The 15679-nt window shown below is 41.4% G+C and carries 14 protein-coding genes; 9 read left to right on the top strand and 5 right to left on the bottom strand.

Going from position 1 to position 15679, the window contains the following annotated elements; genetic code table 11:
- The first annotated feature begins 136 nt into the window (after window positions 1–136).
- Window positions 137–1798, top strand: a complete 1662-nt coding sequence (locus CJ483_RS16885; RefSeq protein ID WP_120036282.1) for a glutamine--tRNA ligase/YqeY domain fusion protein — start codon at window positions 137–139, stop codon at window positions 1796–1798.
- A gap of 58 nt (window positions 1799–1856) precedes the next feature.
- Here CJ483_RS16885 and uvsE read toward each other — a convergent pair whose 3' ends face one another.
- From uvsE to CJ483_RS16865, 4 genes are all read right to left on the bottom strand, one after another.
- On the bottom strand, window positions 1857–2744 hold the full coding sequence (gene uvsE, locus CJ483_RS16880; RefSeq protein WP_120036281.1) for a UV DNA damage repair endonuclease UvsE: 888 nt from the start codon (window positions 2742–2744) through the stop codon (window positions 1857–1859).
- 85 nt (window positions 2745–2829) lie between these two features.
- Window positions 2830–3573, bottom strand: a complete 744-nt coding sequence (gene tatC / locus CJ483_RS16875; RefSeq protein ID WP_120036280.1) for a twin-arginine translocase subunit TatC — start codon at window positions 3571–3573, stop codon at window positions 2830–2832.
- Window positions 3574–3666: 93 nt separating this feature from the next.
- Window positions 3667–3861 (bottom strand): twin-arginine translocase TatA/TatE family subunit, encoded by a 195-nt coding sequence (locus tag CJ483_RS16870; protein WP_120036279.1) that lies wholly within the window; start codon window positions 3859–3861, stop codon window positions 3667–3669.
- Window positions 3862–3872: 11 nt separating this feature from the next.
- Window positions 3873–5519, bottom strand: coding sequence for a PhoX family protein (locus CJ483_RS16865; RefSeq protein WP_120036278.1), 1647 nt, complete (start codon window positions 5517–5519; stop codon window positions 3873–3875).
- 384 nt (window positions 5520–5903) lie between these two features.
- On the opposite strand from CJ483_RS16865, the gene CJ483_RS16860 reads away from it, so the two are divergent.
- From CJ483_RS16860 to CJ483_RS16835, 7 genes are all read left to right on the top strand, one after another.
- Window positions 5904–6872 (top strand): proline dehydrogenase family protein, encoded by a 969-nt coding sequence (locus CJ483_RS16860; protein WP_120038116.1) that lies wholly within the window; start codon window positions 5904–5906, stop codon window positions 6870–6872.
- 128 nt (window positions 6873–7000) lie between these two features.
- Window positions 7001–8545 (top strand): L-glutamate gamma-semialdehyde dehydrogenase, encoded by a 1545-nt coding sequence (gene pruA, locus CJ483_RS16855; RefSeq protein WP_120036277.1) that lies wholly within the window; start codon window positions 7001–7003, stop codon window positions 8543–8545.
- A 168-nt stretch (window positions 8546–8713) separates the two neighbouring features.
- Window positions 8714–10195 (top strand): sodium/proline symporter PutP, encoded by a 1482-nt coding sequence (putP, locus tag CJ483_RS16850; RefSeq protein WP_120036276.1) that lies wholly within the window; start codon window positions 8714–8716, stop codon window positions 10193–10195.
- A 163-nt stretch (window positions 10196–10358) separates the two neighbouring features.
- Window positions 10359–11603, top strand: coding sequence for a PucR family transcriptional regulator (locus CJ483_RS16845; RefSeq protein WP_120036275.1), 1245 nt, complete (start codon window positions 10359–10361; stop codon window positions 11601–11603).
- A 149-nt stretch (window positions 11604–11752) separates the two neighbouring features.
- Window positions 11753–11917: a hypothetical protein gene (locus tag CJ483_RS24620; RefSeq protein WP_182917088.1), complete on the top strand. Its 165-nt coding sequence runs from the start codon at window positions 11753–11755 to the stop codon at window positions 11915–11917.
- Window positions 11886–12731: a prohibitin family protein gene (locus CJ483_RS16840; RefSeq protein WP_120036274.1), complete on the top strand. Its 846-nt coding sequence runs from the start codon at window positions 11886–11888 to the stop codon at window positions 12729–12731. The genes CJ483_RS24620 and CJ483_RS16840 overlap by 32 nt, the downstream gene beginning before the upstream one ends.
- 99 nt (window positions 12732–12830) lie before the next feature.
- Window positions 12831–13175: a hypothetical protein gene (locus tag CJ483_RS16835; protein ID WP_120036273.1), complete on the top strand. Its 345-nt coding sequence runs from the start codon at window positions 12831–12833 to the stop codon at window positions 13173–13175.
- 114 nt (window positions 13176–13289) lie between these two features.
- Here CJ483_RS16835 and CJ483_RS16830 read toward each other — a convergent pair whose 3' ends face one another.
- Window positions 13290–14180: a PhzF family phenazine biosynthesis isomerase gene (locus CJ483_RS16830; protein WP_120036272.1), complete on the bottom strand. Its 891-nt coding sequence runs from the start codon at window positions 14178–14180 to the stop codon at window positions 13290–13292.
- Window positions 14181–14454: 274 nt separating this feature from the next.
- On the opposite strand from CJ483_RS16830, the gene CJ483_RS16825 reads away from it, so the two are divergent.
- The gene (locus tag CJ483_RS16825; protein ID WP_120036271.1) at window positions 14455–15651 is read left to right on the top strand and encodes an MFS transporter; all 1197 of its coding nucleotides are present in this window, start codon (window positions 14455–14457) and stop codon (window positions 15649–15651) included.
- Window positions 15652–15679: the final 28 nt, after the last annotated feature.

Genomic DNA, 15679 nt, shown 5'->3' with positions numbered 1-15679 from the left:
CTTACACTTCCTTCGTTCTTTTTCCCAATTATAACATGTTATCTGGGTCTCCCTCCGCTTTTCATTATGGATTTATGCGGTTGATTTCACTATAATGAGAAATAACTATAGGAAAAACAGAAAGGCTGGTAGCAATTTGGAACACAATTCATCAAACTTTATCAAAACGATTATAAAAGAAGACTTGGAATCAGGAAAACGTGACCACGTCGTTACCCGTTTTCCACCTGAGCCAAATGGTTACCTTCATATCGGTCATGCCAAATCCATCGTTATTAACTTTGGACTCGCAGATGATTTTAACGGAAAAACAAACTTGCGCTTTGATGATACAAATCCCTTGAAAGAAGATCAGGAATATGTAGATGCCATCAAAGAGGATGTTAAGTGGCTCGGATATGAATGGGAAGAACTTCGCTTCGCCTCCGACTATTTTGAAGAAATGTATGATCGGGCTATCCTGCTGATTAAAAAAGGCAAAGCGTACGTAGATGATTTAACAGCTGATCAAATCCGTGAATACCGTGGCACCCTTACTGAACCGGGAAAAGAGAGCCCGTATCGCAACCGCACCATTGAAGAAAATTTAGATTTATTCGAACGCATGCGCAAGGGAGAATTCGGCAACGGAGAAAAAGTGCTACGCGCGAAAATTGATATGTCTTCACCAAACATTAACTTGCGTGATCCCGTCTTATACCGTGTATCTCACGCGTCCCATCATAATACGGGTGACAAATGGTGCATCTATCCAATGTATGCCTTTGCTCATCCGCTTGAAGATGCCATTGAAGGGGTCACTCACTCTCTTTGCACATCAGAATTTGAGGACCAGCGCCCGCTCTACAACTGGGTTGTGGAAGAATGCGAAATGTCGCACCAACCACAGCAAATTGAATTCGGTCGTTTAAATCTTTCCAACACTGTTATGAGTAAACGGAAATTAAAACAGCTTGTTGATGAAGGAATTGTCGACGGTTGGGACGACCCTCGCCTTCCGACTATTTCAGGCTTGCGTCGAAAAGGGTACACTCCGACAGCCATTCGCGAATTCGTCAAAGAAACCGGCGTATCCAAAGGTTCTGGCGTGGTGGATGAGGCGATGCTTGAACATTTTGTCAGAGAAGACTTAAAGTTGACGGTGCCGCGTACGATGGGGATATTAAAGCCGCTGAAAGTAGTCATCACCAACTATCCGGAAGATCAAGTTGAGTGGCTGGATGCTGAAATTAATCCAGAAAATCCGGAGATGGGCGTGCGGAAAATTCCATTTTCTAGAGAGATATATGTTGAACAGGAAGACTTTATGGAGAATCCTCCGAAGAAATACTTCCGCTTGTTCCCGGGCAATGAAGTTCGTCTGAAACATGCCTATTTCATTAAATGTGAAGAGGTCATTAAGGATGAGAATGGAGAAGTAATTGAGCTTCGCTGCACGTACGATCCCGAAACCAAAAGCGGCTCCGGCTTTACAGGCCGCAAAGTAAAAGGAACGATTCACTGGGTTGATGCCAAGCACGCTTTGCCGGCGGAGTTCAGGCTGTATGAACCGCTCATTTCCGACGCGGAGGAAGAAGCGGATGAAGCAGAGGAAAAGACATTCCTTGATTATGTGAACAAAAACTCCTTAGAAGTTGTGCAAGGTTTTATCGAGCCAAATATGGAAGATGTAAAACCGCATGATAAATTCCAGTTCTTCCGGCATGGTTATTTCAATGTCGATCCAAAACATACAACAAAAGAAAAAATCGTATTCAACCGGATCGTTTCTTTAAAAAGCTCGTTCAAACTAAAGTAATAAACTAAAAAAACAACCCGGCAGTCCATTCAAGGACTGCCGGGTCGTTTTTTTCTACTTACAGGCCCATCTCTGGATATAGCTGTTGCAACCGCAGCACTGCCTGTTCCTTCATTTTCGCTTCACACATAATATCGACATCTCTTCCGCAGAGCTTCTGCAAGAAGTCTTCAAAATCTTCTTTAAGAATATAATCATGGTGTGCTTGATCGACAGCAGTGTTTCTCCCGGAGCTAATATGCATTTTAGGTATTTTGCCAGCAGGCCACGATTGGAATACCCTCGTTAAAATAGCTTCCGTATCTGCTTCTTCTTCATGATTGCAGCGATGATGATGGATGTCAAAACAAACTGGTGCTCCTGTTCGTTCATGCAGCTCAAGGACATCCATTGCCGTATATGTCTTATCATCATTCTCAATTCGCAAAACTGCTTTTATTTCTTCAGGGAGTTGGGCATAGTTTTTTGCAAATCTCACTTTTGCCTTCGCTTTATCTCCATAAGCCCCGCCTGCATGGAGAATCATGTCTTCCCCGTCGATTAAATCAAGTACTTTCTGATGGTACACCAATTCGGAAATAGAATGAACGACCACCTGCTCTTTAGGGGAATTTAAAACCGTATATTGTCCAGGATGCATTGAAAGTCTTAAATCATACTGCTCTCTTAGCTTTTTTATTTCATTCGTTAGAGCCATAACATCCTCGTCTTTTTCCCACTCCCACGTGACAATCGGATGGCTTGCAAAAGGAATGAGTTCACTGCTCAACCGAAAAAAGAAAATGCCGTTTTCAATGTTCCAATGCAATACATTGAGTACTTCCGACAAATTATGAATCGTGAGCGCCTTCACTTTTTTCATGCCTTCTATCTCTACTGTCTTTAGCCGGCATGTTTTGAATTTTGAAGGCAGAACGGTGTTAATGCACGCATATCCAAGTTTCATTTATCCGCCTCTTTTTCCCCATGGATTTTGATTGCTTCTTTTCCTATTCCCTTTCGTTCATTATTATATACGTTCTTATTGTCTATTAACTGAGTGCTTTCAGCTCGGCTTCTTCTGCCTGTTTTGCTGCTTTTCTCTTATACACTACCTTGGCAAGGCTGACACTCACTTCATAAAGCAAAATGAGCGGTATAATAACTAAAATATCCGATATAAAATCAGGAGGAGTCACAAATACCGATACAACAATCAGTAAAAAATAAGAGTATTTCCTGAAAGCGCGAAGCTTATACGGATTAATTAACCCTAAACTCGTTAAAAACATCATAACGACCGGCATTTCAAACAATATACCAAATGGAAGGGTCATATGCAGCAAAAACTTAAAATACTTCTCGGTCGTGAAAAAGGTCTGAAACATTTCTCCCGACAGCGACATAAGGAAGGATAAGATAATTGGAAACAGCACAAAGTAACCGAATGACAGACCTGCTAAAAACAGCAGAAACAGCGCTGGAATGTAAGCAAGTGCAACCTTTCTTTCTGATTGTGTTAAAGCGGGCTTAATGAAAAGCCATAACTGATGAGCGGCTACAGGAATAGTCGCCGCTCCTGCCACTACAGCGGCAATCATCAAATAGACAACAATAATGTCTCCCGGGCCAAGCAAAGCCAACTTAAACGGCAAGTCTTTTACTAAATAATGATAGATATCTTGAACAAACATAAATGATCCAGCTAAAAACAAGAGAAAAACAGCTAGAGTGATAATAATCCTTTTTCTTAATTCTTCAAGGTGTTCCACTGCCTTCATGTCAAGATCTTGCATCGTCTCTCTTCCTCCTGATCCATAATGAAAAAGCTGTTTCAAAAGGCTCCCAAATGATCCTCTTGAAGACAGCTTTTCTGTTTATTCAATGAATTAAACCAAATTTTTCTTTTCTTTTTTGTCCGCTTCTTCCTGCTCATCAGCTACGAGGTCTCGGGTAGACTTTTTAAATTCCTTTAATGTAGTGCCAAAAGCCCGTCCGATCTCCGGTAGCTTGGAGGGTCCAAAAATAATTAACGCGATAACAAGAATGAGAATTAATCCCGGCACTCCTATATTTTGCAACATAAAATAGCCTCCTAGTATTGAAATCCTGTGATGGCAACGACAGCAGGGCGCGGCTGATTATCACCTTTTCGATGCGGCCACATGCTTGTCGGCTTGTGAATGTTTGTTGTTTCCTCTCCCGGATGTTGCACGGCCAGGAACAATGTTGTTTCATCATCTGTAAAACAAGGGCCTGTCAGCTCTGCTTCCACTGGAGCGGAAGCGAACTGGAAAGCTTCCCCCTCGTTTTTTCCTGTTGTTGGAATGACAAATACCCCATTGTTTTTGAAAGAAGAAAACACTCCTTTATTAACCGAACTAGAAGAAATATCGGTCACTGTCCATAAGTTCCCGTCACTATCAAATGTTAAATTGTCCGGAGCGCTGAACCCACTTTGGCGACCGCCGCAAGCAAAGATTTCAAAATCAAATGTTAACGATCCTAAATCGTCATTCTCTTCTAAAAAGCGCGTGATATGTCCATGGATATTTCCATGCTTCGAATTGTTTGTGTGAGCGATAAAAACGGATTTATCAAATGGGCTGATCTCTACATCTTCCGGGCGGTCTGTCGGAGTAGCCCCGAGCAAAATAGCCGCTTCATGTGCATGAACGAGCACATCTGCCTGCGTTTGAAACTTGTTGAGCAGTTCTTGATTGCCCGCTGCTTTTTTACGGACAGCTTCAATAGTTAGAGCAATCCATTCGCCCTTCGATAAGCTTGCTGCATAGAGAGTTCCTTCTTCAAGCAAATCGGAATTAGCTTGCTTTCGTGATTTTATGTATTTATTTTTGCTAATAAATTTATAGACGCATGCATCCGTTTTGTCGTCTCCCATATAAACCGCCACACGCCCGTCATTTGTCAGCCCCATTGCCGCGTTTTCATGATGGAAGCGGCCGAGTGCTGTATGCTTCCGTGGAGAAAATCCTGGATTAAATGGATCCACTTCAACGATCCAGCCATAATGTGTTTCATTCAATGAAGCTGCGCTTGAGGTAGATTCATAATTTTCCTCAGCTGATAAAACTGTATTCCAAAGTGTCTTGCCGCCTGAACAGTTAGCAAATGTTCCTTGTACAACATCCGTGCCTCCTACTGCTTTGGAGCCTTTTGCCGGTCCGGTCAGCCTAAATGGTGTCAATCCTGTAATGCGTCGGGCAAACTGTGAAGTCGTGTCCATCTTCCACGTTCCGTCTTCTTTATATACTTCAATAATGGATCCGCCCTGGTTATACAACATTTTTTCTATTTGGGCTTTTGTGTATTTTCCATCCTTATTCTGCGGGCCCGTTACCCATAGATCACTTGTGTATTCATGATTTACCCACAGTAACCCTCGCTCATTCGATCCCTTAATTGGAAAGAACATTGTAAAGTCATTGTTGTAGCCAAAGGTTTCCCCTTTTTCATTAATGACATCTCCGTAAGCAGCTACTACATCATATTTAAATCCGCGCGGCAGAACGAGAGCATCTTTGTCTGTAGGTTTGATTGGTCTAAAATTGACTCCTGATACTTTTTTATTTCTGCCGAATAAATGGGAAGCGGCTTTTGCTCCTTGTGCTTCCACTACTTTTGGCGTAAAAGCTCCAAGCCCTGCTGAAGCCACTGTTAAAGCCGTAACTCCTGTTCCTACATACGTCAAAAACTTTCTACGGTTTAATTCTTCCCCCATTGTTGCGTCACCTCTTCATTTTTATCTAGAACCTTTGCCCACCCCTCATGATAAGGAAGAATTGTTAAGCTTATTTTTCCTCTTTGTTATACTTGAGTAAATAATTGTAAAAATTATTGGCCTCCCATCCTCCTTTTTGTCACTTACCGACAAAAGAGAGAATGGATTATTGTATTTCGCAAACATTGTCGACATCTGTCACAAAACTGTAAAATTAAGAAGAAATTAAGCTATCCACAAGGTGCCAGAAACACCGAAAGCGATTACACGATTTCTTTTATTTTTATATCGGTAAAGTGTAAAACACTCGTTAAAGATGAATAACTTAAAAGAAATCGCGGATAATGCGAATATAAATAAAAACAAAGGAGTATAGCTATGTCTATGTTAAAAGATCTTTTTATAGGCTTGTCCCAAAACCAATTCCTTAACAGTGCAGCAAAGAAATACGGCCTGAAACTTGGTGCGCAAAGCGTTGTAGCTGGAACGAACATCGAGGAAACAATCAGAAGCATTAAGGAATTAAATGCTCAAGGAATTTCTTGTACTGTCGACAATTTAGGGGAATTCGTCTATAAGAGAGAAGAAGCAACAGAAGCAAAAGAACAAATTCTCGAGGTAATTGAAGCTATTCATGAAAATAATGCAGATGCTCATATCTCTCTAAAACCAACTCAACTCGGATTGGACATTGATTATAACTTCTGTTTGGAAAACTTGAGAGAGATCGTAAGCAGAGCAAACAAGTATGATATGTTCATCAACATTGATATGGAAGATTATTCTCATTTACAGCCTTCTTTTGATCTTCTCGATGAGTTGTCAAAGAACTACAACAACGTAGGCACAGTTATCCAAGCTTACTTCTATCGTGCGGAGGAAGATATTAAGAAATATAAAGATTATCGTCTGCGCATCGTAAAAGGTGCTTATAAAGAGCCTGAGGAATATGCCTATCAGGATAAGAAAGACATTGATACAAACTTTATCAAGTTGATCGAATGGCATTTGCTAAATGGGAAATTTACATCTATCGCTACACATGACCACCATATCATCGATCATGTAAAGAAATTTGTTAAGGCAAACAACATTCCTAATTCTAAATTTGAATTCCAAATGCTATACGGATTCAGAAAAGACATGCAGCTTCAATTAGCAAAAGAAGGATACAATTTCACTACTTACGTGCCTTTTGGAAAAGACTGGTATGGATACTTTATGCGCCGTCTTGCAGAAAGACCGCAAAACTTAAATCTTGTTGCTAAACAAGTATTTACGAAAAAAACGAACACCATGATTGGCCTCGCGGCTGGAGCATTTTTGTTAGGAAGAATCTCCAAAAAGAAATAATTGCAGTGATCATCTAATATGTAATCGTTAAGCGTCCATTTTAACTGTATAGGATGAAATGACGCTTAACGATTTACCATATAAAAGCAAGCGCTTATTACTAAATGATGTGAGGAGAATAGGCAGATATGATTCCATACAAGCATGAACCATTTACTGACTTTTCAAAACCAGAAAACAAGAAAGCGTTTGAAGAAGCACTCCAATTTGTAGAAGGATATCTCGGACAAGATTACCCGCTTGTTATTGGCGGTGAAAAAATCACTACAGAAGATAAAATCGTTTCCTACAACCCTGCCGATAAAAAAGAAGTCATCGGACGTGTCTCCAAAGCAAGCCGCGAACATGCTGAGCAAGCAATGAAAGCTGCTGTGAAAGCGTTTGAATCCTGGAAAAAAGTCAAGCCGGAAATTCGCGCAGATATCTTGTTCAAAGCCGCTGCGATTGTTCGTCGCCGCAAGCATGAATTCTCTGCCCTTCTTGTAAAAGAAGCCGGAAAGCCTTGGAATGAAGCTGATGCTGATACAGCAGAAGGCATCGATTTTATGGAATATTACGGCCGCCAAATGCTAAGAATTAAAGACGGCATGCCAGTGGAAAGCCGGCCAGGAGAAGATAATCGCTATGGCTACATTCCATTAGGCGTAGGCATCGTTATTTCTCCATGGAACTTCGCCTTTGCCATTATGGCAGGTACAACTGTCGCTGCTCTTGTAAGCGGAAACACGGTTTTATTGAAACCAGCTTCAGCTACACCAATTGTAGCAGCGAAGTTCGTGGAGGTTCTTGAAGAAGCAGGCCTTCCAGCAGGCGTCCTTAACTTTGTGCCAGGAAGCGGTGCAGAAGTGGGGGACTATCTTGTGGATCATCCGAAAACACGCTTTATCTCCTTCACTGGTTCACGTGATGTAGGCCTTCGTATTTTCGAACGTGCCTCTAAATTAAATGACGGCCAACTTTGGCTGAAACGCGTCATTTCAGAAATGGGCGGAAAAGACACTATCGTTGTGGACAAAGAAGCAAACCTTGAGCTTGCTGCTCAATCCATCGTTAAATCAGCGTTTGGCTTTTCCGGACAAAAATGTTCTGCCTGTTCCCGTGCAGTAATCGTAGAAGATGTGTACGACCAAGTATTAAGCCGTGCAATTGAGTTAACGAAAGAAATTTCGGTGGGCAACCCTGTTGATAACAGCCATTATATGGGACCAGTTATTGACCAGGCATCGTTTGACAAAATCATGAGCTATGTTGAAATTGGTAAGGAAGAAGGACGTATCGTAGCGGGTGGAACAGGCGACAGTGAAACTGGCTATTTCGTTCAACCAACCATTGTAGCAGATGTTGATCCAGAAGCTCGCCTTATGCAAGAAGAGATCTTTGGCCCGGTTGTTGCGTTTGCCAAAGCGAAAGACTTTGATCATGCCATCGAAATTGCAAACAACACAGAGTATGGCTTAACAGGAGCTGTTATTACCACTAACCGCATGAACATGGAAAAAGCCCGTGAAGACTTCCACGTTGGAAACTTATACTTCAACCGCGGCTGTACAGGGGCGATTGTTGGATACCAGCCATTTGGCGGCTTTAACATGTCCGGTACGGATTCCAAAGCTGGCGGTCCGGATTACTTACAGCTTCATATGCAAGCAAAAACAACATCTGAAATGTTTTAGTAAAACAGATCACAATTAAAGGGAGGCTGCCTCGCCAGATCAGGATCTTCTCTCCCCTTTGGCGGAGGAGACGCCGGATTCTGCTTGCGGGACAGCCCCCTACACTCAATGTTTTATTAGGCAATTTATAATCAATGCTATGAAAACAAGGTTAAAAGGAGTTTTACGATGTCCAATGAAATGTATCAATTAATTGCAATTATTATTTATATGGCTGCAATGGTTTTCATCGGTTGGTATGCATTTAAACGCACATCCAACTTGACTGATTACATGCTTGGTGGCCGCTCACTTGGACCGGCAGTCACAGCTTTAAGCGCCGGGGCTGCAGATATGTCAGGCTGGTTGCTCATGGGGCTACCAGGTGCTATCTTTTTGAACGGTCTTGTGGAGACGTGGATTGCCGTCGGACTAACGCTTGGCGCTTATTTAAACTATGTACTCGTTGCCCCTCGTCTTCGTGTCTATACACAAGTATCAGGCGATTCCATTACGATTCCAAGTTATCTGGAAAATCGTTTGAAAGATAAATCTCGTCTTTTACGTATTGTTTCAGGTATCGTTATTCTAATTTTCTTTACTTTCTATGTCTCTTCAGGAATGGTAGCGGGTGGAAAGTTTTTCCTCAGCTCCTTCGGACTTGACTATCACGTCGGTCTTTTAATCGTATCGGCGGTTGTTATTTTTTATACTTTATTTGGCGGGTTTTTAGCGGTTAGTTATACGGATGTTGTTCAAGGACTTATTATGTTTCTCTCGCTGATACTTGTACCGATATTTGGGTTATTTCTTACAGGCGGTTTCTCAGAAACAGCGACAAGCATTCGAGAAGTAGATCCAAATTTATTGAGTTTCTTTTCTGGCGCTTCGTTCCTTGGAGTTTTATCGGCGGTTGCATGGGGACTTGGCTACTTCGGCCAACCACATATCATTGTGCGTTTTATGGCAATCAGCTCAGTTAAAGAAGTGAAAGGCGCACGCCGTATCGGAATTGGCTGGATGTTCCTCAGTCTCTTTGGAGCGGTGGCAACAGCCCTTGTCGGCATTGCCTACTATCATCAAAATGGCGCTACACTCGCTGATGCAGAAACTGTGTTTATTGCCCTCGGACAGATTATCTTCCATCCGTTTATTGCGGGTATTATGCTTGCGGCCGTCCTTGCAGCTGTTATGAGTACAATTTCTTCCCAGCTGATTGTTACGTCATCTGCACTGATTGAAGACTTGTACAAAGCTGTTATTAAAACGGATGCTCCAGATAAACAATATGTATTTTATGGAAGAATGGCAGTTCTCGTCGTATCTGTTATCGCCATGATTCTTTCTTGGCCAAACAGTGATACTGTTTTAAAAATTGTTTCGTTTGCTTGGGCTGGATTCGGCGCTTCATTCGGTCCAATTATCTTACTCTCCCTCTACTGGCGGAAAATCACTGCTAAAGGAGCTCTTTGGGGAATGATTACTGGTGCGATCACCGTTATTATTTGGGGAAATGTCGATGCATTGACAGACACACTTTACGAGATTGTCCCTGGCTTCATCATCTGTTGGATTGTTACTTACTTAGTAAGTCTTGCAACATATAAGCCAAATGAAGAGATTGACAGAGAATTCTCAGAAACTGTTGAGCTTCTTCAAAAAGAACGTTGATCTGCTTGGTTGATCGCCCTCCTTTCTAAAGCAGGAGAAGTTACTAAGGAACCAGATGAAAATGACCTTTCATCTGGTTCTTTTTGCTGTTCTACACTATACATTCCCCTTCTTTATCAGTATGATTAAATGGATAAACATATGATTATGGAGGAGGAGCTGAATGAGCCAGCCACTGGAAAAGGTTCTTGCATTGACAAATATAAATGATATTACTGAAATGGTCAGTACGTATTTAAAAAAGCCTGTCGTTGTAGAAAATGATCAATTTTCATTGCTGGCCTACAGTTCTTACTATATTGAACAGTTTGACGAGGCAAATCAGCAAACGATTTTCACGAAACGCTGGCCCATTCCAATATTGGAAAAGTTCATGGAAGAAGGCGTGGTTGAACAATTAAAGACGATTCCCGGCCCTTTCCACGTTCCGCCCATTAAAGATATTGGATTAAATCCCCGTGTGGTCGTGAGTGCAAAATATAAGGAACAAATCTTTGGTTATATTTGGGTCCAAGAAACAACTCCTCCGTTGACGGATACTCAAATGGATTTTTTACAGAAGGTATCGGTCCACGTAGGAAGGCTTCTTTATAAAGAAAATCAAGTAAAAGCAAGGAAAGACGAAAAGAAAAATCAATTTTATAAAAAAATTATCGATGAGACTTATCGAACGGAGAACCAGATCAAATGGGAAGCAGCCAACGTCAACGTCGTATTGCCCACTTCCTTTCTCGTGACTGTCTTCATGGTTGCCCAAATTGATGAAGATATATTTGAAGAACTTACAGAAACCATCCGGCTGTTCGTCAATGCGCTAAACCGTCCTGCCCACTTATTCACCGATGAACTGAAGATTATTGTTATAATCGGCAGCAATTCCCCTGCTTCAAGTAGTTTAACTGAAAGCGCAGACCAGTTAACAAACACCATTTTGAGTCAATATAAGCCGCAAACTGTATACGTAGGGATTGGCAGTGAGTACACTTCCATTGTTGATTTGCGTCAAAGCTATCTGGAAGCACTTCGGGTAATTCATACAGCTGAATTTCTTGGCACCTCTTCCCTTCCGGCATTCCATTATAAAAAGATGGGTGTATTCCTCTATCTCGAAGCGATTGCTCGCTTTAACAGTGAGACAGACTATGTGAATGAAGACTTACTAAAGCTAGAAAGGAAAGACCAAGAAAGCCAGTCAAACTTACTTGAAACGTTGGAAGCTTATTTGTTGAATCATTGTCGAATCAAACCTGCTGCTGAACAACTTTTTATTCATACCAACACACTAAAGTATCGGCTTAAGCAAATTGCTGATTTAACCACTATAGATTTTAATGACTTTAACATGAACGCTCAGCTATTTATCGACTTGCAGCTCATGAAGCGAAAAAAACAAGCACCGGACCGCTAATAAGGCAGTCCGGTATTTCCCTTTTCTTCATAAAAAAAGATTAATTAAGTGAATGGCTACATAGGTATATATAGACTGAATTCTTTTAATATAACTGCTTCGGGTGACAAATTTGTCAATCAATGTCAGAATAGAAGAGGGGCGATAGAATGAAAGTAGTTATAGGTTCAGTCATCATTATACTTATTATTTGCTTTGGCATTTGGTTAATGCTTTCTCCTTCGTTTAAAAAGGTTGGAGACACTGCTCATCGACTAAAAGAAAAATTGGGGGAGGATGAAAATGGAACAACAAACAAAAAAGAAAAAAAATAACCGTAAAATTTTGGGAGGATCTATTGTTGCTGTTGTCTTAGTAGTCGGGATTGCTTTATTGTCATTATTTATTGAAAAAATACCAAATGGGTACGTCGGCGTTGTGTATAGCCCAAATGGCGGTGTTCAAGATGAAACGCTTGGCCAAGGTTGGCATCTTGTCGGCTTATTTGACAAAGTGACAAAATATCCGGTTAGAATGCAAACTGTTAATTATAAAGATATTCAAGTTGCTACGTCTGATGGGAAAAGCGTGACTGTCGACTTTGCCTACAACTACAGTATCCAGCCTGATAAAGTAGTAGCTGTCTTTAACAAGTTTGGTCCGGTGGAAGTAGAGCAAATTGAAGAGTCCTACCTGCGCACACGCCTGTGGGCGGCTGGCCGTAAAGCTGTTGCTAAATACTCCGTTATTGATACATATGGAGAAAAATCCTCCGAAGCCGCTTCAAAGGTTCAAGATCTATTTGCTGACGATGTCGGCCGGTTAGGCTTTACCGTTGATAACCTGACACTTGGCGTGCCAAAACCCGATAAATCTACTCAGGCTGCCATCGACAAGCGTGTAGAAGCTGCCCAGGAGCTTGAGAGAAAGCAAATAGAATTAAAAATTGCTCAAGCAGAGGCTGAGAAGAAAAAAATCGAAGCTGAAGGGATTGCCAAATATAACGAAATTATTAAGAAGTCTATTTCTAAAGAAGTGATCCAGAATAAATGGATTGAAAAATGGGATGGAAAAATGCCAAGAGCTACTGGCTCCAATCAGCTAATTGAAATTCCGATTGACGATGCCCCTTCCCAGTCAAGTCAATGACTTAAAAGCTGCCGTTCTATCCGGCAGCTTTTTTCTGTTTTATTTATTGAATACGAGGGAACTAGAAATAAGAGCCGATTCATTTAAAGGAGTGATTGTATGTATCTAGATAATTTTGTCAATCAGAAAATCCAAATCAGGCTTCGCAACTTTCCCGAAGAGCTTGTCGGGTCCATTACCGGCATTTATCATCCTGACCAGTGGTATATGGTAAAGTTAATGCACACAGAAAGCATGGGCATCTGGGTGGAGAATCCTTGCCACAAGAGAACAGAAGTGATGAACGAATCAGGAGACGAAATCCCCTCTGAGCACCAGAAGGAAGAAACGTGCTCTGTTCATCTTTTTATTAGATGGGAATACATTAGTTCCGTCATTACTTTTCCAAACAAAGATACTGTCGGTCTCGACAAAAAAGCTACCCTTATCGGTTTCCATGCTTAAACGTAGCCTCCTGCCCTGTGCAGGAGGCTATATTTCTCTTTTGTTTATCCTCTCCGAATTGTATAGAGGCCAACCAAATCAATGGTCGAACATTCAGCCGCTGTGTATGCTCACTTATTCGATTTCAATTTCAATATTTTTAACATAAGCAGCCGTCCCTGAAATAGAAAGGTCTAGTTGATCCTGCTCTCCTTTTATATGTACGTACACTCGTCCTTCCTTATCGATTTCATGCCCTTGTTCCACAATAAGCGTCGTTGGCAACACAGTGTCTTTCTTTATAAAAGTTTTATAATACGCTCCCATCACACCTGAAGCGGTACCTGTAATGGCGTCTTCTACTGTACCCGAATAAGGGGATGAAAAGTGGCGAGCATGCATATCGCTGTCATGATCGCGCACTTGGAAACAGATAGGATGTAAAGATGCTTTTGGCCTTTCCTTTAAAATATCTGGAAAGCTTTCTGTCAGAGGATTCATTTTATTGAAGCTTGATAACTCCTTAACCGGAATAATCAACGTCCAAATCCCTGTACTGCCATAAACAATTGGGTAGGTTGGATGTAAGTCCTCTTCCCTTAATCCGATGGATGCTGCTAAGTCCGATCTCAATCCCTTAAATGGCTGAAATTGAGGTTTTGCCTGCTGCATAGTCATCAGTAATTGATCGTGTTCTTCATGAATATATATGGGCAGTACACCTGCATTCGTCTCAATTGTAATAGATGATTGTTTTAGCAAACCGTTCATTCTTAAAGCATAAACCGTTCCCATCGTTGCATGGCCGCATAAATTCACTTCATGTCCAGGTGTAAAATAACGGATACGGAAATCAGCTATTTTTGAAGAAACGACAAAAGCGGTTTCGTTAAATCCTACGGCTGCTGCGATAGCTAACATCTGCTTTTCAGTATAGTCATCACCATTTAATACTACACCAGCCGGGTTCCCCTTTCCGGGAATCGAACTAAATGCATCAATATGTTGTACATTCACTTTTAGCAAAATAATTTCCCCCCTTCATTATGTAAGCCCGTCTATCTAAAAAATGTTTACAGTAATTGTGACTCACAGACTGCAACCAGCACTATGTCGAGAGATCAATCTCCATTTTTATCTATCTCTATTATTTTCGACTATAGACTAACTGCCTCCTTTCTCCCTACTAATAAATAATCTGCCTAAATAGCAACTATTCAATTGACAACTTCCCCATCTCTCGCTATATTAAATATTTAGCATTTTCTGAAGAAAATGTATACGGAAAGAAGGTGTTCTTTTGTTACCTGAACAGCGCAAAAAAATGATTATTTTGATGATTAATATGTTTATAGCTATCGGCAGTTTTGGCATTATCATCCCTATTCTACCTGCTTATCTGCTGTCGATTGGCCAAGGCGGAACAGCGGCCGGCTTAATTATTGCTATTTTTGCCGGTGCTCAGTTGATCATGTCCCCTATCGCTGGAAAATGGGCCGATCAATACGGCCGGCGTATTATGATTATTGCAGGGCTTAGCGGACTGGCTCTCTCTATGTTTGTATTTTATTTTTCCGATACGATCAGCATTTTATATCTTTCACGCGTTATTGGCGGGATTGGAGCAGCTTTATTAATCCCGGCTATCTTTGCCTATGTGGCCGATATTACCACAATGGAACAACGCGCTAAAGGAAATAGTCTGATTTCTGCTGCCATGTCTCTCGGTATCGTTGTCGGCCCTGGTGTAGGAGGATTCCTTGCTGATTTTGGCCTCAAAATGCCGTTGCTCGTTTCGGCTATTATCGGTGTGGCCGCTGTGGCTTTCTCCGCTATTTGGTTAAAAGAAAGCAAGGAAGAAGTCGGCTTCTCATCTGGAGTAGATGATGAGCGAATGGTAAAGAAGCTCGCTCAATCTGTTCGAAAGCCTTATTTTATTCCACTTATTATTACACTTGTTATGAGCTTTGGATTAATGGCTTATGAATCTGTTATCGGACTTTTCGTTGATAATAAATTCGGTGCCACTCCCCAGGAGATCGCCGTCATGGTAACGGCAACAGGTATCGTCAGTGTAATTGTTCAGTTATTTATCGTGGACCGCATCGTACACCGGTACGGTGAAGGAGCTATATTGAATATGTTCCTAGCTGTTACAACAATCGGGTTCCTCTCGTCTTTTTTTGCTTCAAGCTATTCCTTATTTTTTATTGTTACGCTTATGATTTTTCTCGCTTCATCCATTTTACGCCCGGTGCTAAATACGCTTATATCTAAGCTGGCAGGCAATGAACAGGGCTTTGCGATGGGGATGAATAATGCTTATATGAGTATCGGCAATGTGCTTGGTCCGACACTCGCCGGTCTTCTGTATGATGTGCATATATACTATCCATTTCTGCTAGGGCTCATTATCCTTGCTTTGACGATGCTTGTCTCCATAGCATGGCAAAGGAAACAAAAAACTGCCGGTCGCAATGCAGCTGTATTGAAATAAACTATAGTTTTTACAGAAAAGAAGCAAG

It is taken from the genome of Bacillus sp. PK3_68 (genome assembly GCF_003600835.1).
Lineage (GTDB): Bacteria > Bacillota > Bacilli > Bacillales > Domibacillaceae > Pseudobacillus.
Note: the sequence above shows the minus strand (reverse complement) of the source record. Positions and strands in the feature narration are given on the sequence as shown.

Coding starts and splice junctions, on each gene's coding strand:
- CJ483_RS16840 (WP_120036274.1), top strand. CDS start 11,886: ATGGAACAACAAACAAAAAAGAAAAAAAATAACCGTAAAATTTTGGGA.
- CJ483_RS16845 (WP_120036275.1), top strand. CDS start 10,359: ATGAGCCAGCCACTGGAAAAGGTTCTTGCATTGACAAATATAAATGAT.
- CJ483_RS16870 (WP_120036279.1), bottom strand. CDS start 3,861: ATGTTGCAAAATATAGGAGTGCCGGGATTAATTCTCATTCTTGTTATC.
- CJ483_RS16835 (WP_120036273.1), top strand. CDS start 12,831: ATGTATCTAGATAATTTTGTCAATCAGAAAATCCAAATCAGGCTTCGC.
- CJ483_RS16865 (WP_120036278.1), bottom strand. CDS start 5,519: ATGGGGGAAGAATTAAACCGTAGAAAGTTTTTGACGTATGTAGGAACA.
- tatC (WP_120036280.1), bottom strand. CDS start 3,573: ATGCAAGATCTTGACATGAAGGCAGTGGAACACCTTGAAGAATTAAGA.
- CJ483_RS24620 (WP_182917088.1), top strand. CDS start 11,753: ATGAAAGTAGTTATAGGTTCAGTCATCATTATACTTATTATTTGCTTT.
- CJ483_RS16860 (WP_120038116.1), top strand. CDS start 5,904: ATGTTAAAAGATCTTTTTATAGGCTTGTCCCAAAACCAATTCCTTAAC.
- putP (WP_120036276.1), top strand. CDS start 8,714: ATGTCCAATGAAATGTATCAATTAATTGCAATTATTATTTATATGGCT.
- pruA (WP_120036277.1), top strand. CDS start 7,001: ATGATTCCATACAAGCATGAACCATTTACTGACTTTTCAAAACCAGAA.
- uvsE (WP_120036281.1), bottom strand. CDS start 2,744: ATGAAACTTGGATATGCGTGCATTAACACCGTTCTGCCTTCAAAATTC.